At 34.9% G+C, this 21,265-nt stretch carries 19 protein-coding genes and 4 riboswitches; of the genes, 6 read left to right on the top strand and 13 right to left on the bottom strand.

The annotated features are described in order from the left end of the window. Window positions 1–145 precede the first annotated feature (145 nt). The 5 genes from BLP68_RS06880 (at window position 146) to BLP68_RS06865 (ending at window position 3,869) form a co-directional block, all read left to right on the top strand. The gene (locus tag BLP68_RS06880) at window positions 146–892 is read left to right on the top strand and encodes a peptidylprolyl isomerase (protein ID WP_091541631.1); all 747 of its coding nucleotides are present in this window, start codon (window positions 146–148) and stop codon (window positions 890–892) included. A gap of 122 nt (window positions 893–1,014) precedes the next feature. Continuing rightward, window positions 1,015–2,355, top strand: a complete 1,341-nt coding sequence (locus BLP68_RS06875) for an aminotransferase class V-fold PLP-dependent enzyme (RefSeq protein ID WP_091541629.1) — start codon at window positions 1,015–1,017, stop codon at window positions 2,353–2,355. 95 nt (window positions 2,356–2,450) lie between these two features. Then, window positions 2,451–2,927, top strand: coding sequence for a DsrE/DsrF/DrsH-like family protein (locus BLP68_RS06870; protein WP_091541626.1), 477 nt, complete (start codon window positions 2,451–2,453; stop codon window positions 2,925–2,927). A gap of 479 nt (window positions 2,928–3,406) precedes the next feature. Continuing rightward, window positions 3,407–3,574: a hypothetical protein gene (locus BLP68_RS21670; RefSeq protein ID WP_176758901.1), complete on the top strand. Its 168-nt coding sequence runs from the start codon at window positions 3,407–3,409 to the stop codon at window positions 3,572–3,574. 109 nt (window positions 3,575–3,683) lie between these two features. Next, window positions 3,684–3,869: a hypothetical protein gene (locus BLP68_RS06865; RefSeq protein WP_091541624.1), complete on the top strand. Its 186-nt coding sequence runs from the start codon at window positions 3,684–3,686 to the stop codon at window positions 3,867–3,869. 24 nt (window positions 3,870–3,893) lie between these two features. Here BLP68_RS06865 and BLP68_RS06860 read toward each other — a convergent pair whose 3' ends face one another. Together BLP68_RS06860 and BLP68_RS06855 are read right to left on the bottom strand one after the other, a co-directional pair. Then, window positions 3,894–6,227 carry an ATP-dependent DNA helicase gene (locus tag BLP68_RS06860; RefSeq protein ID WP_091541621.1) on the bottom strand — a complete coding sequence of 778 codons (2,334 nt, stop codon included), beginning with the start codon at window positions 6,225–6,227 and terminating at the stop codon, window positions 3,894–3,896. 70 nt (window positions 6,228–6,297) lie between these two features. Continuing rightward, a complete protein-coding gene (locus BLP68_RS06855) occupies window positions 6,298–7,188 on the bottom strand; it encodes a polysaccharide deacetylase family protein (protein ID WP_091541618.1) in 891 nt (296 codons plus the stop codon). A 146-nt stretch (window positions 7,189–7,334) separates the two neighbouring features. Here BLP68_RS06855 and BLP68_RS06850 point away from each other — a divergent pair, with 146 nt between their 5' ends. Then, on the top strand, window positions 7,335–8,567 hold the full coding sequence (locus tag BLP68_RS06850; protein ID WP_091541617.1) for an aminopeptidase: 1,233 nt from the start codon (window positions 7,335–7,337) through the stop codon (window positions 8,565–8,567). 49 nt (window positions 8,568–8,616) lie between these two features. Here BLP68_RS06850 and BLP68_RS06845 read toward each other — a convergent pair whose 3' ends face one another. From BLP68_RS06845 to BLP68_RS06800, 11 genes are all read right to left on the bottom strand, one after another. Beyond that, on the bottom strand, window positions 8,617–10,389 hold the full coding sequence (locus BLP68_RS06845; protein ID WP_176758900.1) for a lytic transglycosylase domain-containing protein: 1,773 nt from the start codon (window positions 10,387–10,389) through the stop codon (window positions 8,617–8,619). A gap of 240 nt (window positions 10,390–10,629) precedes the next feature. Then, window positions 10,630–11,106, bottom strand: a complete 477-nt coding sequence (gene msrA, locus BLP68_RS06840; RefSeq protein ID WP_091541613.1) for a peptide-methionine (S)-S-oxide reductase MsrA — start codon at window positions 11,104–11,106, stop codon at window positions 10,630–10,632. Window positions 11,107–11,244: 138 nt separating this feature from the next. Continuing rightward, entirely contained in the window at window positions 11,245–12,111 is an 867-nt protein-coding gene (gene lipA / locus BLP68_RS06835; RefSeq protein WP_091541610.1) for a lipoyl synthase, read from the bottom strand. After that, complete coding sequence (gene lipB, locus BLP68_RS06830; protein WP_091541608.1) at window positions 12,111–12,794, bottom strand: lipoyl(octanoyl) transferase LipB; 684 nt, start codon at window positions 12,792–12,794, stop codon at window positions 12,111–12,113. Before lipB ends, lipA begins: the two co-directional genes overlap by 1 nt. A 67-nt stretch (window positions 12,795–12,861) precedes the next feature. After that, window positions 12,862–13,023, bottom strand: a complete 162-nt coding sequence (locus tag BLP68_RS21410; RefSeq protein ID WP_176758899.1) for a hypothetical protein — start codon at window positions 13,021–13,023, stop codon at window positions 12,862–12,864. Between the two features lie 164 nt (window positions 13,024–13,187). Further along, window positions 13,188–14,642 carry an aminomethyl-transferring glycine dehydrogenase subunit GcvPB gene (gene gcvPB, locus BLP68_RS06825; RefSeq protein ID WP_091541605.1) on the bottom strand — a complete coding sequence of 485 codons (1,455 nt, stop codon included), beginning with the start codon at window positions 14,640–14,642 and terminating at the stop codon, window positions 13,188–13,190. Then, window positions 14,643–15,983 carry an aminomethyl-transferring glycine dehydrogenase subunit GcvPA gene (gene gcvPA / locus BLP68_RS06820; RefSeq protein WP_091541602.1) on the bottom strand — a complete coding sequence of 447 codons (1,341 nt, stop codon included), beginning with the start codon at window positions 15,981–15,983 and terminating at the stop codon, window positions 14,643–14,645. Window positions 15,984–15,986: 3 nt separating this feature from the next. Continuing rightward, entirely contained in the window at window positions 15,987–16,376 is a 390-nt protein-coding gene (gene gcvH, locus BLP68_RS06815; protein WP_091541601.1) for a glycine cleavage system protein GcvH, read from the bottom strand. 17 nt (window positions 16,377–16,393) lie between these two features. Then, window positions 16,394–17,503 carry a glycine cleavage system aminomethyltransferase GcvT gene (gene gcvT / locus BLP68_RS06810; protein ID WP_091541599.1) on the bottom strand — a complete coding sequence of 370 codons (1,110 nt, stop codon included), beginning with the start codon at window positions 17,501–17,503 and terminating at the stop codon, window positions 16,394–16,396. 94 nt (window positions 17,504–17,597) lie between these two features. Further along, window positions 17,598–17,671: riboswitch (glycine riboswitch) on the bottom strand. Between the two features lie 3 nt (window positions 17,672–17,674). Beyond that, window positions 17,675–17,775: riboswitch (glycine riboswitch) on the bottom strand. A 113-nt stretch (window positions 17,776–17,888) separates the two neighbouring features. After that, window positions 17,889–19,277: a dihydrolipoyl dehydrogenase gene (lpdA, locus tag BLP68_RS06805; protein ID WP_091541597.1), complete on the bottom strand. Its 1,389-nt coding sequence runs from the start codon at window positions 19,275–19,277 to the stop codon at window positions 17,889–17,891. A 120-nt stretch (window positions 19,278–19,397) separates the two neighbouring features. Beyond that, window positions 19,398–19,472, bottom strand: a riboswitch (glycine riboswitch). 3 nt (window positions 19,473–19,475) lie between these two features. Beyond that, window positions 19,476–19,575: riboswitch (glycine riboswitch) on the bottom strand. A gap of 119 nt (window positions 19,576–19,694) precedes the next feature. Further along, a complete protein-coding gene (locus BLP68_RS06800; protein WP_091541595.1) occupies window positions 19,695–21,224 on the bottom strand; it encodes a M14 family zinc carboxypeptidase in 1,530 nt (509 codons plus the stop codon). Window positions 21,225–21,265: the final 41 nt, after the last annotated feature.

Genomic DNA, 21,265 nt, shown 5'->3' with positions numbered 1-21,265 from the left:
TTTCAGCTTTAGTAATAGATGTATATATCTTTAAGCATAGTCAAAATATTCATCAATAATACCCAAATAATTGAATATGAAATTAGACATAGCCTCATTTTTTTGATATGATGACATGGATACCAATCATAAAGGAGCGTTAAAAATGAAAAATGATATCTTAGCAGTTGTCGGAAACAAAAACATTACTCAGAGTGATGTGGATAGTGTTTTGAAAAACATCGATCCTCAACAGGCAATGCAGTTTTACAGTGAGGAAGGAAAGAAAAAACTATTACAAGAGTTAATTAGTCAAGAATTACTATACCTGGATGCAATAGACAACAACCTGCAGGAGGATGCAGACTTTTTAAATGAGGTTGAAAGGGTTAAAACTAATTTATTGAAACAATATGCCATAAGTAAATCAATCGCCAATATAAGTGTTTCTGAAGAAGAAGCTCTTAATTATTATAATGAAAATTCTGCAAGCTTTAAAAGCCCAGAATCAATAAATGCAAGTCATATACTTGTAGAAACAGAAGCTGCGGCTGATGAAATAATTAGCGAAATTCAGAATGGCTTAAAATTTGAAGAAGCCGCTCAAAAATACTCCAAGTGTCCTTCAAAGGAAAAGGGTGGAGAGCTAGGTCACTTCACTAAAGGCAAGATGGTACCTGAGTTTGAGGCTGCTGTTTTTAACATGGATGTTAATGACCTTAGTGCACCTGTAAAAACTCAATTTGGATTCCATATTATTAAAGTTTTAGATAAAAAACCAGAAGCTATTCACTCCTTTGATGAAATAAAAAATCATCTAACCCAACAAATTCTTTCTCAAAAACAACAGGAAGTTTTTTATGCTAAGGTTGAATCTTTAAAAGAAAAGTATCCTGTTACAATGAATATTTAAACTTCTACTATGTGCACACAAAAGCCTAACCTATCCAAATGGATAGGTTTTTTTTTATCACTCTTTATTGCTATGTGAATAAAATAAGTAGAAAGGTATATTTAAGGGTGGTGACTAAAATTATGTTTACTATCGACAATGCAGATTTTAGAGGCTTTGTTTCAGGCCTTAATACAACAATTCCCCTTCCTTCAGGTAGATATACAACTGCTATCAATTTTGATAATGCAGCAACGACTCCTGCCTTCAATTATGTTCTTCATGAAATAATAAGGTTTGCACCTTGGTATTCCTCTGTACATAGAGGTACTGGCTTTAAATCTCAATTTTCTTCAAGTCTTTACGAAAACTCTAGAAGAGTAGTAGCTGATTTTGTAAATGCTGATTTAACCAATAGTACTGTAATTTATCTAAAAAACACCACTGAAGCAATCAATAAGGTTTCACATCACCTATGCAATTCACCCGAAGACATAATACTTAGTACATACATGGAGCACCATTCCAACGATTTGCCATGGCGTGGTAGGTTCCAGTTGGAATATATTTCTATTGACCCTAAAGGCAGATTAGACTTAAAGGATTTAAAGGCTAAGCTTGAAAAATATAATGGCAGGGTAAGGTTGGTTGCAGTAACAGGAGCATCAAATGTCACTGGTGCAGTAAACCCCATACATACTATTGCGTCTCTATGTCATAATTATGGTTCCCGCATTCTTGTTGATGGTGCTCAACTGATTCCCCACGGTGGCTTTAACATGCGGCCCCATGACTCTGAAGAACATATAGACTTTCTAGTGTTTTCAGCCCACAAAATGTATGCACCCTTTGGAATAGGTGTGTTAGTTGCACCAAAGGAAGTTTTTGAAAAATCCCCCGACATTGTAGGTGGAGGCACTGTAGATTTAGTGACCCATGATTATATAAAATGGGCTCAGCTTCCTCAACGGGAGGAAGCTGGAACACCAAATCTAATGGGTGTAATTGCACTTATTTCATCCATTCGCGTTTTAAAGACTATAGGAATGAATAAAATTTCTGCTCATGAGCTTTCATTAACAGGATTCTTAATAAATGAGCTGAAGAAAATTGAAGGAATTGAATTGTATGGAGATACCGAATCTAATAACAGGGTTGCAATTATACCCTTCAATATAACTGGAATACCTCATGATATTACAGCAAAGATTTTGTCCTATGAGGGAGGTATAGCCGTTAGAAATGGATGTTTCTGTGCGCAACCCTACGTCCAAAGGCTACTGAATATTACCCCTGAATATATAGAGGAAAGAATAAATGATCCCTCTCTTCCTCACCCTGGTTTTGTAAGAATTAGCTTTGGATTATATAATACATACCAGGAGGTAGCTGTCCTTATTGATATATTAAAAAAGATAGTGAAGGATAAAGACTATTACTACAAGCTATATAAAAATTTTGATTATGATTACTTTCCAAAATGATTTTAATTTATAACTACTCCTGCCCAGTTAAAATTATTTATTTTAGGTATTTGGTTAAACTAACTATAAATAATAATATTAAAGGAGTAGTTCACTTGAATAGAAAAGTAAACCTGTTAATGTTTAGTGGTGATTTTGATAAAGCAATGGCTGCTTTAATACTTGCAAATACTGCAAAGGAAATGAAGCTTGATGTAACAATGTTTTTTGCTTTTTGGGGCTTATTTTTAGTTAGGGATCCAGCAAGCTTATCCACTGACCATAAGACTACATACGAAAAAATGTTTGGTATGATGACTCCAAAGGGAATAGAGGACCTACCTCTATCCAAAATGAACTTTGCAGGTATTGGCAAGGAAATGCTGAAGGAAATGATGAAGGATGATGATACCCCCTCTTTATCAGCCTTTCTAAAGGGAGCACAAAATAAAGGTGTTAAGTTTTATGGTTGTAAGCTTTCTATGGAAGTGATGGGCTTTAAAAAGGAAGAAATGATTCCTCAGCTTGAGGTGGTAGATGCTAAAACCTATATGGAGGATGCATTAGAGTCCGACCTACAGCTTTTCATATAGTAATTATTACAATTACATTACAATTAAATAAATATGTTGTATTTTTCTTATATGTGCCATATAATAGTCAATGTAGAAATAAATACCATAAATTACAAAGGAGGTCGTGCAAGATGATTACAAATTACATTTCAGTCAATAACACCATATCCATACAATTTAATGATATAGCACGACTTATAATGCTGTCGTAACGTTAAAATTACTTTTTTTGTAATTAAATAGATTATGAAGCCATAGGTTGTGTATGTTAACCTGTGGCTTTTTATATTTTCAGCCTTCTATTCAAGTTGAAATAGAATGTTTGCTTATATAATGTTATTTTTGGCCATAGATTAAATCTATGGCTTTTATTATGTAAAATATGATGTACAAAAACCATTACATCATATGGAAAGGAGATGAAGAGTAATGAAAAAAATGGTGATTAAGGTTTAACAGTTAGAAGCGAAAAATAAACCAATAGGAGGTAGATAGAAATGTCAGTATTAAATTTTTCTTTAAAGGTAAGTACATTTCAAATAGTTTTTGATATTAAAAGGGATGTAACAAATGATCCCCCCAAGATAAAAGATGAATTTGAATACGCCAATAAAATAAGAGAAGCAGCTGAAAATCAGTTTTTCTTAATGGGTAAGCAATTCTAATTTTATAAAAGGGGGTAAATTTAAATGAAGCAAAATAGTATTACATATCATACAATTAATGTGTATGAGGTACTGTTTTTATGAAACAAAAAATTTGGAGGTAGATTATATGTCAATAATGAGTTTATCATTAAATATAGCAAGCTTTAGTATAAAGATTAATGTTAATAGAGATAAAAATAAAAATATCGAAACACTAGATAAAGTTATAGAGAAGGAAAAAATCTATAATGATTCTATTGATAACATTGAACGTGCCAAGGCTGCTTTTTATAATATGAATATGTTACAGTAATAAATTCTGGGGTGAATGATTAAATCATTCACCCCAGAAATCTATTAGCTTATTTTCGATATTTTTCTTGCTAATTACATCAATATTATTCCAATATTTTGGGAATATTTTTTTGTAGCTATTAGTAAGGTATCTATCGTCTATCAGTAGCACCGTTCCCGTATCCTCTTCAGTTCTAATCACTCTACCTGCTGCTTGTAGTACCTTATTCATTCCAGGATACTTAAATCCATACTCATAGCCTTTTTGATATTTTTCCTGATAATAGTCTTTAATTAGGTTAGTTTCAAGGCAAATTTGAGGCAACCCTACTCCAATTATAATTGAGCCTAAAAGCCTAGTGCCGATAAGATCAATCCCTTCCGAAAATATTCCTCCCAAAACACAAAAACCTAAATAACACTCACCATTTTGATGCTGAAATTTATCTAAAAAAACCTCCCGCTCCTCCTCTGTCATATAAGGAGCTTGTACCAAAATATTATAGGTAGAATTATGGGTAGAAAATATTTCTACTACTGATTCTAAATATTTATAGGAAGGAAAAAAAATTAGATAGTTTCCTGGTTTTATTTCAATTATCTTTTTTATATACTGGGCAATGTCGTTATAGCTTTTTTCTCTATCATAGTATCGTGTGGATATATCTCCAGCAATCAATAAGCATAGCTTTTTACTATCAAAGGGAGAATCAAGTAGTAAAGAATAATCCCCCTCCTCTCCCCCTAAAACATTTCTAAAATATTCAATAGGAGTAAGGGTAGCAGAAAAAAATATTGCAGATCTGCCACGCTTCAGTGCCTCCCTTAACAGCTTTGATGGATCCAAACAAAATATTTTCAGCTTTGTATCTTTACCTGCTCTTTCAACATAGGTAACATAATTCAAGTCATAAAACTCAGCAATTTTTACGAAGGCTATGGAATCAAAATACAGCTGGAGAAACTCTTCTCTAATCTCTTCACCTTTATTTTCTGTGAAATAATAATCACATTCTTCAATAAACTTTCGTAATAATGGATATATTTCTGAGGGCTCATCTTTTTGTGCATAACTTTCATCATCACCATACAACTTCTTCATGTTTAACATATATTTATTTATTTTTTCTAATGCCTTCGCTATATCTTTACTTTTGTTCTTTATATATTTTTTTTCCTCAAGGAACCTACCTTTATATAATTCTGCAGAAAACATCATTCTAGCCCTCTCAACTAAGTTATGGGCTTCGTCTATTAAAAACGTATAGTCTCCACCATATTCAACAAAAAATCTTTTTAAGTAAACCCTTGGATCAAATACATAGTTATAATCACAAATGATGCAATCTGCCCACAGAGAAAGCTCTAATGAAAACTCAAAGGGACATAGATTATATTTTTTAGCATAATCTTCTATTGTGATTCTATCAAATGCCTCTTCCTCAATAATTTCCTTAAGAGCATCATTTAGCCTATTAAAATAGCCCTTGGCATATTGACATTCATCAGGGGTGCAGCTTTTTGTCTTTTCAAAACATATTTTATCCTTAGCTGTAATTGTCACAGATTTAAAGTGCAAACCTTCTACCCTTAGTTTATCAACGGCTTCCTCTGCAACTTGACGGGTTATTGTTTTTGCAGTTAAATAAAAAATTTTAGAGGTTTTCCCTTCTCCCATCGCTTTTATCGCTGGAAAAATAGTGGACATGGTTTTACCTATGCCCGTTGGAGCTTGTACGAAAATCTTTTTCTTTTCTTTTATGGTTTGATATACAGACACAGCCAGCTTCCGTTGCCCTTTACGATATGTATTAAAGGGAAATTTAAGAGCTTTAGCTGATAGGTTTCGTTTTTCCTCCCACTGATTAATTAAATCTGCCCATACAATATACTTTTCTATTAACGAATAAAAGAAATCCTTCAATTCTTCATGTGAAAAGGTTCTTCTAAAACGCTTTATCTCTTCTGTCTTTAACTGATAATAGGTTAGCTGTAAATCTATTTTATCCAATTGATTCTCAGTAGCATATATATATCCATAGCATTTTACCTGGGCCCAATGAAGCATGTTGAACTCATCCGTTAATTCTTCAATAGGCATTGTTATTGTTTTGATTTCATCTACAACAGTACACCCATCTATGGTGAGAATACCATCTATTCGTCCAGAGAAGTTGAAGAGAAATTCGTCATATTTTAATTGATGCTTAAGAGTCACCTCTGCCTCATCTTCTGCTCCATAGCTTCTCTGAATTTTTTGATGACCCCTTGTTCCTTCTAATGCACGATTTGGCCCTGCAAATGACAGGTTGAGATCCCCGCCACGGAGTATAAGCTCCACCATATTTCTTATCGATATGTTAATTTCCTTTGTCATGACTTAAATTTCCTTAGTTTTTTATTTAAGTATAACAGAGTGCTTTGTGTCGAACAAGTGTTTTGCATATTTAAATTATTCTTCTATCACTGTTATTTTCCCTTATAATATAATCACTATTTTCCTTAATACTATAGGGCTGATCCAGCCTTAGAAAGACATAACCTTCTGCCTTTAAATATTCCATTATTTCTGGTAATGCTTCTACAGTAGTGATCTTTCCACCAGCATCATGCATTAATATTACTAATACTTCCTTTCCCCTTGAGCTATTAATTAATCTATTAACTAGGTGTTCCTTAGGTAGTACCTTTCCTTCGCTATCACCGTTAAGTGCATTCCAGTCTATATATGTGTACCCAGCTTCATTAATAGCTTTTATGAAGGCTGGTCTGCTACCAAACATGCCTCCTGGAAATCTAGTTAAAGTTAGGTCATATTCTGTTTGAAGGATATCATTAATGACTTCTTCCGTCTTTATAAGCTCTTCAATGTATATATCTGTATTTTGATAAATATTTTTGTAGCTATGGCTATAGCTATGGTTTCCTAAAAGATGCCCTTCTTTGTTTATGCGTTTTATAATATCTGGATACTGTTTAGCATTTTTCCCAATAATAAAAAAGGTTGCCTCTATTTTTTCAGTCATCAAAATATCTAATATTTGGGTTGTTATATTGGGGGTAGGGCCATCATCAAAGGTTAGATAAGCAACCTTTCTACCACTTCCCTTATAGATGTTATCGTAGTGCTCTTGCTCAAGCTTGATTTTTTGATTCTTTACTTCCCTATACATTCCTTCAGTAACGTCTCTATATGGTTCAAAGGCCTTTCTTATTAAAGTAATTTCATCTTTGTTTATTTCAATAACTTCACTTCTTGTATTAGGTATATTTATAATATTAATAATTATAATAGATAATAAAACTATAAAGAATCGTATAAAATTCCATCTACTCATAGTTTCTCTCCTCAGTTTAACACTTCACTACAAGACATATATATTCAAGGAGAGATGAATTATTTGTGGTTTTATTATTTTTTTGGTATTCTTTTATTGTGTCGTAATAAATATAATACATATTAAAAATAATTGGAGGTGTCCTAGTGGAATCATTTGAAGTAAAATTGGAGAAATATGCTGACCTTGCATTAAAGGTGGGCATCAATCTACAGAAGAATCAAACTCTTGTTATAAATGCCCCAATAGATTCAGCTGTTTTTGTTAGACAAGTTGCCAAAAAGGCGTACTTCTATGGTGCTAAGAATGTTCATATTGAGTGGCATGATGAGGAGACTACTCTTATTAAGTATCAACATGCTCCCGACGAAGCCTTTAAAGAGTATCCCCTATGGAAGGCAAAGGGCTTTGAGGAGATGGCGGCAGATGGCGCAGCTTTTCTTTCCATTTCTGCAACTAACCCAGATCTTTTAAAGGATGTTGACCCCGAGAGGATCGCTGTTGCTAATAAGACAAGTGCCCTTGCATTACAGGAATTTAAAAAATATACTCAAACTGCCAAGGTCAGTTGGGCAATAGTTTCTGTCCCCACTAAAGAGTGGGCCGCAAAGGTGTTTCCTAATTCAGATGTAGATAGACAAGTTGATTTGTTATGGGAAAAAATATTTATGGTTACAAGGATAGACCAAGAGAACCCAATTGATGCGTGGAAGATACATATTAATAACCTAAAAGCAAGACTTACCTACTTAAATGATACCAAATTTAGAAGGCTGCACTTTAAAGCACCTGGATCAAACCTTACTGCAGAGCTTCCTGATAGTCACCTTTGGATAGGTGGAGGTATAAAAAATGCTCAGGGCATTGATTTTGTACCAAATATGCCAACAGAAGAAGTATTCACATTGCCATTAAAAACTGGTGTTAATGGAACAGTAAAAAGTACTAAGCCTCTAAATTACGGCGGCAAGCTAATAGAAGATTTTTCTCTTACCTTTGAAAAAGGTAGAATTGTTGATTACAGTGCTACCGTCGGATATGAATCATTAAAGAAGCTAATTGAAACAGATGAAGGTGCCCATTATTTAGGCGAAATTGCTTTAGTTCCTCATCATTCACCAGTGTCAAATTCTAATGTTGTATTCTACAATACTCTGTTTGATGAAAATGCTTCTGTTCACCTAGCCCTCGGGATGGCTTATCCCCTCTGCATAAAGAATGGAGGTCAGATGTCTAAGGAAGAACTAGAAGAAAATGGTGCAAATACAAGTCTTATACATATCGATTTTATGATTGGATCTGAAGAAATGGATATCGATGGAGAAACAAGCGATGGCAAAATTATACCAGTCTTTAGAAAAGGAAATTGGGCAATATAAAATAATGATCCCCTTCACTTACATGTGAAGGGGATTATTATTTGAATACTTACTCTTCGTCATATAGCCATAAGTATGTGTAATATGAATTTTTCACCTTTGTAATATACCGTCTGGTTTCCATAAAGGTTATTGATGTAGGAAATCCTTCTGGAGTTTCTCCAACAGTGGTTCTACTCCATCGTCTTACGTTGCCTTGCCCACCATTATAGGCTGCCAAAGCCTTATCTAAGTCACCTTCAAACATATTAAGCATTAAGCTAATATAAAAGGCTCCAAATCGAATATTTTTTTCTGCCTTTAACATATCCTTATCACTGTATGAAACCTTTAATCTATTGGCTATATCTTGTCCTGTAGCTGGCATAATTTGCATAAGACCCATGGCCCCTACTCTCGATAATGCATCAGTTCTGTAATGACTTTCTTCCCTCATTACTGCCCAAATTAGGTAGGGGTCTATGTTAAATTCTTCTGCCGCTGATAAAACCTCTTTTTGAAATGGCCTTTGATATGTCAATTCATAGGCTTTACGACTAGGCACTTCATTTAAAGCTCTGCTTCCCCACCTAACAGCCATATAAAACTGTCCCTGCTGTTGATACCATTCACCCAAACCCAGCTTTTCTGCAGTAGAGGTATACTTTTCTCCTATAGCCTTCTCAATTTCTGCTATTTCATATTTTTGATTCGATTCAAATATCTTAACTCGATTCAAAAATTCCGGTAGCTTTGGGGTCATGTCCTCCTCCAATTGCCACTGGTATTCTCTTCCCAAGGCCATCATCCAGGCTGGCGATTTTTCCAGAACTTCAATTACCTCATCTTCAACTGGAATATTAAGCTTTGTTTGTAGTACATAGGCACGGTAAGCTGCATCCTCTTGGTAAGAGCCCGTTTCTTTAGCCAATTCATAATAAACCTTTAGTGCTTCCTCTTCCCTTTGAAAATCATCTAAAATTCTGGCACCCTTCCATCGAGAAATATGAGCGGTACTATTTATATAGGCAATAGCAGCCTCTTCTAAAATACCCTTCTCCTCAAGTAATAAACCTAACCTATAGGCTCCTATTTTATCTAACCCCTTATATACTTCTATTGCTTTATCTTTTTCTCCCAAACCTTCGAGACTTCTCCCATACCACCACATAAAGTCATCATCAGTTTCTCCCAATTCAATTATATCCTCCATTAATGGGATAGCTTTTGTATAGGCCTCTGTCCTTGCCAATAATAATGCGTATTGTTTGTTTAATATTTCTGCTTCATCATTGTCAACATTGGGAATATTTTTTTTAATAAATTGAAGGGCTATAACGTTATGATTACCCTCCAATAGTTTATTCACTATAACAGAGTACTCTACGCCCAATTCCATCATAGCTTTAATAGCTCTGTCATCCTGTATCAGTGTCATGTAAATTAATATTGCTTCCTCTATATCTCCCCTTGCACCCAAAGCATCTGCTAGCTTCAATTGAATTTCTCGTGTATCATAAAGTTCTAGTGCTTTTTGATAAAAGCCCACAGAGTCCTCATCTTTTTCTTCAAATCTCTCAGCTAAAATTAAATTAGAGATATAGCCAGTTGCATCAACCCTCTCTGCCAATACCTTTAATGCCTCTTCGCCAGTGGCAGTTCTATCCGCCTTAAGCACTTCCAATAATTCAAGCTCCTCAATTGGCCCTGTTGCCTGATCTAAATAAGAGTCTGCCTTAACATTACTTTTGCTTTCTTCATGTCTAGCAGGAAATATATCTATTAATAAAAAAGATACTAAAAATATCATAATTAGAATTGGAACCCAAATAATTTTTTTCATTGTCAAAAATCCCCCTAGAATTATCATTACTATATATATTTCTATAAAAAAAAATAAATACCTTGCCAGATATCTATACAAATATTTAATAATTTGATAAAATTCCCCATATCTTAAAACTATATAATTATTGTTTTTTAAGTAAATTCAATTACTCATCAACAGATTCCCAGCATAGTAAAACCCAGCACTATCAGTATTTTTAAAGCATTTAAGGATGCTGGGTTTTTGAATATCTTTTTAATCATCAAGACTAATATGGCAGTATCCATTTGGATTCTTTTCTAAGTATTTCTGATGATATTCTTCTGCCTTATAATAGGCCTTCAAGGGTTCTATCTCTGTAACAATCTTCCGAGAATATCGTTCTTGTTGCTGATTTAGTACTTTTATAATTGTATTTTGATCACCTTCGTCTGTATAAAATATACCCGATCGATATTGATGGCCTATATCTGGTCCTTGTCTATTGATTGCTATGGGATCAATTATCTTGAAAAATCGTTGTAGTAGCTCCTCTAAGCCTAGTTCTTCGTTGTCATACTTAATACGACAAACCTCAGCATGTCCTGTATATGTATTGCACACCTGTTGATAAGTGGGGTTTTTAACATTCCCGTTGGCATATCCCACCTCAGTCTCTATAACTCCTTTAACCTTTGAAAAATACGCTTCAACACCCCAAAAACAACCTCCGGCTAAAATTATCTCCTTCACTTTTCTTTCCTCCTTTCAATCGAATACTCTATTATCTTATCAATAATATACCCACTTATTCGATTAAAAAGCACTCAAAAATAATGAATTTAAATAAGATTCTCCAGTTCCTTCAGAATGACAAACATTCAACATTTTTCATTCACGATTGTCAGCTTCATACATTTCTGCCGCATGGTAAGAGCTTCTTACAAGAGGGCTTGAAGCAACAAATTTAAACCCTAAATCTAATCCTTTAATTCGATACTCTTCAAATGCTTCAGGAGTAATATACTCTTTAATTGGGTAATGGGCTTTGCTAGGAGCAAGATACTGCCCTATTGTCAGCAGGTCGCAACCAACGCTTCTTAAGTCAGCCATAACCTCCTCAACTTCTGCTTCAGTTTCTCCAAGGCCAAGCATAATTCCAGACTTAGTTATAATTTCATTGTCTATTTTTTTAACATTCTTCAACAGCTCTAATGATTGCCTATACCCTGCCATTGGTCTAACCTCATTATATAAACGTGGTACAGTCTCTATATTATGATTTATAATATGGGGTCTTTCAGCCACAACCTTGGCTAGGGCAGCTTCACTTCCCTGAAAATCTGGTATTAAAACCTCTACTATAATTTTCTCATCTCTGTTTTTAATCTCTTTTATTACTTCTGCAAAATGAGCTGCCCCGCCATCTGGTAAATCATCCCTTGTAACCGATGTAATTACAACATGCTTCAACCCTAGTTTTATTGTTGCTTCAGCAACATTTACGGGCTCATTAACATCGACCTGCTGCAATACTCCGTGGGAAACATTACAGAAGCTACAATTTCTAGTGCACTCCCTACCTAAAATCATGAAGGTAGCTGTTTTTTTACTAAAGCATTCTATTTTATTAGGGCAGTTAGCTTCCACACAAACAGTATTTAAATCCAGGGACGCTAATGTTTCCTTTACATACTCAAGGTTATGTCCCTGTCTTAATTTAATTCTTAACCAATGGGGTTTTCTATCTGCTGCCATTACATTACCTCCAATTGTAAAGATTCTATGTCAATTATGTTTATATTTTTATAACCAAATTCCTTAGAATAATATTGAGGAAGTAGTTTTGTTACTTCTTCAAAATTAAAAGTAGTTTCCTTTAATTTCTCAATGGATGTGACACCTTTATCGGTTATTCCGCAGGGTACTATTAGTCTAAAATGCTCCAGTTTAGTATTAATATTAAATGCAAATCCATGCATTGTTACTCCCCTTTTAACGGCTAAACCAATTGCAACTATTTTATCTCCCTCTATCCATACTCCAGTATGTTCTTTTTCTCTTCCTGCATCTATATCGAACTCATTCTTAAGAAGCTTAATAAATACATCCTCTAATTTACCAACAAAATCCCTTATACCTATGGGAAAGCTTCTTATATCAACAATAGGATAGCCAACCAGCTGTCCTGGCCCATGATAAGTAACGTCACCACCCCTATTTGCCTCAAATATCTCAATTCCCTCCTCCTTTAATATTGTGGAGGGGACAACAATGTTTGTGGACTCTGCCCTTCTCCCCATTGTAATAACAGGAGGATGTTCAACCAATATAAGGGTATCATCAATTTCTTTGTTTTGTCTCTTTTCAAGAAGCTGATACTGAATTTCAAGGGCCCTTTTATATTCACATTTTCCTAGAAATAAAACATTGATATCCATATATATACTCCTTTATTTAAATACCTCCCACTTTAATAAAGGGGAGGCATTATCTAATTTATTATTTCTACATCAACTGATATCTATAAATCAATGTAGCCTTATCATTTTTTTCCTTTACATCTCCCTTTAAAAGGGTTGCTGTTTCACCAGTATCCAACTGGACTTTTGAGCCTTCCATACTCTTTATATACTCTCTTACAGCATCTGCTTGACTTGGTTCAACCATTTCCTTGACGCCCCAGGCGACTGCAAGTACATTTGCCATATCTCACGTTGAGCAAGCATTTGCTTTTCTTTCTTCAATTGATTTCTTTATGCTTTCTACCAGTGACTCCTCTAAATTTCCATCTTGAAAAATCATTGTTTGTCCCTCCTTTAGTATTCTGGTTATTATTTACTCCACTTTAAAACCATTTCTCTGGCAGCCTTGGCCTCATCAATTCTTCTAACTGGCATACTGTAGGGAGCTTCCTTTAAAAGCTTTGGATCTTCCTTTGCTTCTTCAGCCAATTTAATCATTGCATTAACAAAGCTATCAAGAGTTTCGCGACTTTCTGTTTCTGTAGGCTCTATCATAATTGCTCCATCAACTATAAGTGGGAAGTAAATAGTTGGTGGATGATATCCATAGTCTAAAAGTCTTTTTGCTAAATCTAACGTAGTTACTTCCAATGTATTTTCTTTTAAGCCTTCTAATATAAATTCATGCATACAAATTTGATCAACAGCAATCTTATAATGGGATTTTAGCCTATTCATTAGGTAGTTGGCGTTAAGTACAGCGGTTTCACTTACCTCCTTAAGCCCCTCAGCCCCCATAGATAGTATATATGCATAGGCCCTTACCATCACACCAAAGTGCCCATAAAAGCCCTTTATCTTACCAATAGAATGAGGCAAATCATAATTTAGATAATAGCCGTCATCTTGTTTTTCAACAATTGGCACTGGCAGAAAGGGTACTAAATCCTCCCTTACTCCTATTGGTCCACTTCCTGGTCCTCCTCCTCCATGGGGTGTGGAGAAAGTCTTATGGAGATTGAAGTGGATTACATCAAAGCCCATGTCCCCGGGTCTACAGATTCCCATAATAGCATTCATATTTGCTCCATCGTAATAAAGCAAGCCTCCAGCTTCATGTACAAGGTCGGCTATCACTTTTATATTCTTTTCAAACAACCCTAATGTACTTGGATTTGTAAGCATCAGCCCGGCAATTTCATCATTCAATACAGCCTTTAAGCTTTCAATATCTACTCCACCATTTTCATCTGATTTAATCTCCACCACATCAAAACCAGCAACAGCGGCAGATGCAGGATTAGTTCCATGGGCAGAATCCGGTACAATTATCTTGTTTCTTTTTAAATCTCCCCTCTTTTCATGATAAGCCTTAATAATCATTAATCCTGCCATTTCTCCATGAGCACCGGCGGCTGGTTGAAGACTCATTTTTGACATACCAGCAATTTCTGCCAACATTTTATCAAGGTTATACATAACCTCTAATGCACCTTGTACAGTTTCCCTTGGCTGGTATGGATGTAGAGTAGAAAACCCACTTAATGAAGCCATATCTTCATTTATTTTAGGATTATACTTCATGGTACAAGAGCCCAATGGATAAAACCCTGTATCTACACCATAATTTTTATTGGATAGAAGGGTGAAGTGTCTTACAATATCAACTTCACTAACCTCCGGTAGATTAAGTTCTTCATCGCTAAGGAATTCTGATGGTAGTAGTTCTTCAACTGATGCCATATCCACATCACATTCAGGTAAGGAATAGGCCTTCCTACCTTCCTTTGAAGCTTCAAATATTAATTGATTATATTCCTTCATCTAAAGCACCTCCATAATCCGAACTAATCCATCTATCTCTTGTCTTGTTCTCTTTTCTGTAACACACATTAGAAGGCCGTTTTCTAATTCCTCATAATTATGTTCCAACTCATAGCCTCCAAGGATACTATCCTTTAAAAGCTCTTTATTAACTTCATTGGCCTTTATGTCACTTGTTATAACAAATTCCTTAAAGAAGGGCTTGTTAAATACCGGCTTGAATTTTCCACTCTTTGTAATCTCATTAAAGGCATAATGGGCCTTTTTTGTTGTAAGTGTGGCTACTTCCCTTAAGCCCTTCTTGCCCATAGTAATTAAGTAAATAGCCGCCATCAATGCATTTAAGCCTTGATTAGAGCAAATATTTGATGTAGCCTTATATCTTCTAATATGCTGCTCTCTTGCTTGTAAAGTTAGTACAAATGCTCTTTTGCCATCTAAATCTTGTGATTGCCCTACAATTCTTCCTGGCATTTTTCTTACCAGCTTTGAATTAGCTGCGAGAAACCCTAAATATGGACCACCAAAGTTAAGCTGATTACCAAGGGATTGTCCTTCACCCACAACAATATCTGCCCCTAGCTCCGAAGGCTTCTTTAATATTCCTAAAGAAATGGGATCAACATACATTATAAAATTAGCTTTATTATCATGGGTAATTTTCTCTACCTCAGTTACATCCTCAATGATGCCGAAAAAGTTTGGACTTTGAACAATAACACCTGCCGTGTCCTTACTTACGGCATTCTTCAGCTTTTCAACATCAGTCACACCCTCAGCCATATCTACTTCTATTACCGCAATATCACGTAGCTGCAAATAGGTTTTAACTACCTTGCGAACCTCTGGATCAACAGTCTTTGATACTACTACAGATTTTCTTCTAGTTGCTTCACAGGCCATAACAGCCCCCTCACCACATGCAGTTGGACCATCGTACATTGAAGCATTTGTGACATCCATTCCTGTCAAATTGCATATCATTGTTTGATACTCAAAAATTACTTGCAGTGTTCCTTGACTTATTTCAGCTTGGTAAGGTGTGTATGCAGTATAGAATTCTGACCTCATTGCCAGGTGCTTTACTATAGATGGAATATAGTGATCATAGGCCCCAGCCCCTAAGAAGCATGTTAACTCATCGGTTCCATTATTCTTAGAAATTAGCTCCTTCATGTGACGGGATAGTTCTAGTTCAGATATGGATTTCCCTAGTTCCAAAGACCTTTTTAGTCGTATTTCCTCTGGAATATCAATAAATAAGTCATTTGTTGATTTGACTCCGATAGTATCCAGCATTAACTTTTTGTCAGCGTCTGTGTTTGGTATATAACGATGCATAAATTAATCCTCCTTTGAACAGAATTCTTCATACTCCTTCGCACTCATTAAATCATTAAGCTCTGATTCATCAGCAATTTCTATAGCAACTAGCCAGCTTTCATAGGGTAATTGGTTTATTTGCTCTGGAGAGTCCTCTAATGCTTCATTTACTTCTACAACTGTTCCTCCAAAAGGAATATATGCATCGGAAGCTGCCTTAACTGATTCAATTACTCCAAAGGCATCCCCCCTGCTAAATTCATCTTCTTCTGCAGGTAATTCTACGTAAACGATTTCTCCTAGTGCATGCTGTGCATAATCTGTAATTCCGATATATGCCTTATTTCCTTCTACCTTAACCCACTCATGATCTTTTGAGTATAATAAATCTTCTAAAACCTTTGAATTCATAGTTAAATCCTCCTCATTTATTTTTTATAGTTTTTTTGGTAAAATCTTTTACTAATAACCTTTGCCTTCAATAGTCTATTTCTTACTTGCACATTGATAGGTGTATCCAGCTCATTGTAGTCAGCATCAACAATAGCAAGGCCTATGGTTCTTTTTAAGGTTGGCGATTGATAGCCAGTAGTTACAAAACCAATTATTTGTCCATTATCTGCCACAATTTCATATCCATTCCTCGGTATACCTTTATCAACCATTTCAAAACCCACAATTTTTCTTTTTAAGCCCTCTTGTTTTTGTTTTACCAATGCTTCTTTGCCAATAAAATTTTCTTTATTAAGCTTCACAAAAAAGCCTAAGCCTGCTTCAAGGGGTGTGATTTTTTCACTAATTTCATTACCATAAAGGGGCAGTGTAGCTTCAAATCTCAGGGTGTCTCTTGCACCCAACCCTGCAGGCTTGATACCTTCCTTTTCTCCAGCCTCCATCAATTGCTTCCATACCTTTTCTGCATCTTGGTGATTTAGGTATATTTCGAAGCCGTCCTCTCCTGTATATCCCGTTCTTGATATTAAACATTTAGCTCCAGCTACGTCTATATTTTGCTTACAATAGAAGAAACCTATTCTTGATAAGTCCTCATTAGTCAATTTTTGTAGCACCTCTTCTGCCTTTGGGCCCTGAATAGCTATTTCTGATATTTCTTCAGAAATATTGTTTAACTCCACATCATAATTCCTTTTATTATCCTTCATCCATGAAAAATCCTTATCTATGTTTCCTGCATTAATTACTAGAAGATAGTGTTCTTTTGAATATTTATAAACCAGTAAATCGTCAACAATTCCTCCATGAGGGTAGCACATGAAGGTGTACAGGACCTGATTGTCTTCTAAGATTGATACATCATTGGTTACAAGATTTTGCAAATAAGCTTCAGCATCACTACCTTTGACTTCCACTTCTCCCATATGGGATACATCAAATAGCCCTACGGCTGTTCTTACAGCTTCATGCTCGGCAGTAATACCTTCGTATTGAACTGGTAATGACCAGCCAGAATAATCTACCAATTTCCCTCCATGGTTTTGATGAACTTGGAACAGTGATGTTCTTTTTAATTCAGACATTTATTTACCTCCTTCACATTGTTAAAAAAAGAGCATTTTCTTGAAAATGAAAAAGGAATATAATAGCACCACAAAATAGGTTACCATTATACTCCTCTGTATTTAGCCTGAGAGCTTCTACATATTCAATGTATTTCTCCTTTGGCGCCGATTACGGACTCTCCAGAGTTCCATCAAGCAGCGATACCTTTGCCTGAAAGTTTCTATAAAAGGCTGGCACCTTTTATATTGCATCTTCGGCTACCCTAACGGATATCTCTCGCTACTATCATTTGGATTAATATTTAATTAATTATAATATTTAAACATACTATTATTATATTTTAGTTTTTTAAATATTTCAACAATTGATAAAAGGTTAACACATTCTTCTACAATATTAGGATTATGGTAATGCGTGGATAGCTATTCCCTCTAACCCCAACACAGCTTCGTAAAAGGCTTCCGCTAATGTTGGATGAGCATGAATGGTATTAATAATATCCTCTATCTTCAGCTTTCTGCTTATGGCCAGGGTTCCTTCTGGGATAAGGTCAGATGCATGGGGTCCCATAATATGTACGCCTATAACCTCATTGTTATCATTTGCAATAACCTTGATAAAGCCTTCAGTTTCTCCTAATGTAAGGGCCTTACCATTACTTGCAAAATTAACTTTACTTGTTCTATAGTTTAATCCTTTATCCTTGGCTTCCCCCTCTGTAATACCTACACTTGATATTTCAGGAAAAGAAAATATACAACTAGGGACAGCAGAGTGTTGTTTTGTATTGTTGTAGTTTAATATAGCTTCTACAGCTGATACTCCTTGATGAGAGGCTACGTGTGCCAACATATTTTCACCCAACACATCACCTATTGCATATATCCCAGGTATACTAGTTTCAAAGCTGCTATCCACTTTAATTCTTCCTGCTTCCATCTCAACCCCAATTTCTTGCAAATTAAGATTATCTGTTTTGGGTATTCTTCCTATAGATATTAAAACCTTATCACTTTCTATTACAACATCACCTTTTTTTCCACTTGAGTATACTATGTATCTATCATCCTCTTTTTCTATTTTTGTAACTTTAGTTTCCTTAAGAATTTTTATGCCTTTTTTCCTTAAGGATGCTTCGAATCTCTTAACTATATCTATATCCATTCTATTAAGTATATTGGGTAGAAGCTCTATAATGGTTACTTGAGAACCAAAGGAGTTAAAAATTGAGGCAAATTCTATTCCAATAACTCCACCACCAATGATAGTCAACTTTTCTGGAATTTCTTTAAGATTTAGAAGCTCTGAGCTACTTAATATCCCCTCTAGGCTTACACCTGGTATAGGGGGTATCCATTCCTTTGAGCCTGTAGCAATAATTATATTATTTCCCTTAATGTCAATTATTTTATCTTCTCCTGTATCAATACTTACTGTGTTTTTATCCTTTAGTAAGCCTGCTCCTTTATATACTGCAATTTTATTACCTTTCATAAGTTTAGTTATTCCATCTGTCAATTGTGTAATAATAGAATTTTTTCTCTCTTGAATTCTATCGATATTAACCTTAAATTTTGATACTTCAATTCCATAGCTTTCAGCATCTTTTATTGTATTTATAACCTCTGCAGTTCGATATAATGCTTTGGTGGGAATACACCCCCAATTTAAGCATGTACCCCCTAGGTTTTCCTTCTCAACAAGCGCCACCTTAGCTCCAAGCTGAGCTGCCCTTATGGCGGCATAGTAGCCTCCAGGCCCACCACCTATCACTATAATATTGTAGTCCATACTCTCCCTCCATCTCAATTTTTCTGATATGATTTTTTATTATAAATAGCTATAAACTATTCTTAAAAAAAATTACAAAAAGAGGAGTATAACAGCACATCAAAAATTGCCATTACACTCCTCTGTATCTTGCCTGAGAGCTTCTACATAATTAAATGTATTTCTCCTTTGGCGCCGATTTCGGACTCTCCAGAGTTCCATCCGGTAACGATACCTTTGCCTGAAAGTTTCTATAAAAGGCTGGTACCTTTTATATTGCATCTTCGGCTACCCTTTGGGTATCTCTCGCTACTGTCATTTGGATTAATATTTAATTGACCGTAAAAAGTATAAGTCTATTATAGATTATTTTTTTTATTGTTACAATAGTATAGAAAATTTATTTTCAAATAAAATAAAAAGCTTTTATTTTGCCATTTAATCCTCTAAACTATTTAATTCCACGTCAAAAATAAATTCTACAGCTTCAGTTGATATATATAGTTTTTCGTCGTATCTCATAATACCATTATCAAGGCTTATTTTATCATGATTCAAATATATAGAACCATTATTCAAGCTCATAACAACAATATTATCTTTATTCTGAGCCACCATTAGTTTAAGCTCTTTATAGTAATGGAGTTCCATATCAAAATTATCAAATAACCTTTCTAAGGGTAAAAATGTTTTTCCTTTATAACGAAGAGCCTCTTCATTATACTCTGTCATTATATCGCCAGTTCCCTTTTCATTAATCATCAGTTTTATATCATCGAAATATGGCTTTCCTATTCTTTGATATATTATTTCTTGATTTTTGATCATTTGGATGTCCATATCCTCTGTAGTATATTTTTCTACAAATTCCAATCCATCCTCATATGATTTGAATAGTTGAATAAGCTCTCCCTCCATAATTACCTCGACATTATAGTTTCCCTTAATATTTAGAGCCTCTTCTGCAAACAGAAGACCTAATGCTTTTGCTGGCTCATATATTTTATCAAAGTCTGCTTCACTATATTGCCTATAGGCAAACTCCATGGTAAAGGATGGTTTTTTCAACTCAACTGCAGTCCAATCTGCGTATCCAGAAAAGCTTCTGAAGTTTTGTGGAATATTATTTAATGCAGGAACAGGTCTAAAGAAAGTAAGATTACTAATTTTTCTTGTTATATCCTTAACCTCTTCAAGGTCTTCCCCCTGCTGATATTTATACCAGTATATTTCCAGTCCTTGTGTATGATAGGCAGCATATATTAAAAAAGGATTGCTTATTGATAGCTTTTCCATAGCCTTAACCTCCGCCTCCGAATGGGGCTCAAAGCCTTTAAAATGAGCATCGGCCGGAACATCAATATCAAATCTTGATTCTTCATCCCAGCCAAAGTCCCATTGTCGATTAAGGTCTATTCCCCTTATATTTGATTTCCATCTAAGACCGGGAGTAAACCATGTTGATTGTGGATGTTCAACGATTTTATCAAATTCCTCTCTCAATAAAGGGCTCTTAATAGATTCCTTGCCCAATATGGTATAGTCTACACCATCTGGATTAACCATTGGAACAAAAAATATAGTTACTTCATCCAAGAGCTCCTTTACATCATATCCAAGTATTTTTGAATTATTTACATATCCATTGGCATAGTCCTCGATATTTTTCAATATGATATTAGTTGTTATTCTTTCACGGGCATGGAAGCTACCGTTGATGTGTACCAAGGTATCTCCCTTCCCTAGCTTTACCAATATAATATCCCTATCATCAGCCGATTGACCTATGACTTCGGTCTCAATTAGCTCCGGGAATTCTTTTTCTAATTCTTTGATATTACTAGTCATAATCTCATATGTTATCGGTTGATAGGGATCTACGATTCCATTATTATTGGAAGCAACAGTTACTTCATTAATAACCATGAATAATAAAACAACTATACATGTCATTATTAGCTTCTTCATAGTCTTCCCCCTTCTATTGAAACTGGTCCTCTATTATTTAA

Origin of the sequence: Alkaliphilus peptidifermentans DSM 18978, assembly GCF_900101495.1 — a bacterium.
Taxonomy (GTDB): Bacteria; Bacillota; Clostridia; order Peptostreptococcales; family Natronincolaceae; genus Alkaliphilus_C; species Alkaliphilus_C peptidifermentans.
This window is presented reverse-complemented; position numbering and strand designations above follow the sequence as displayed.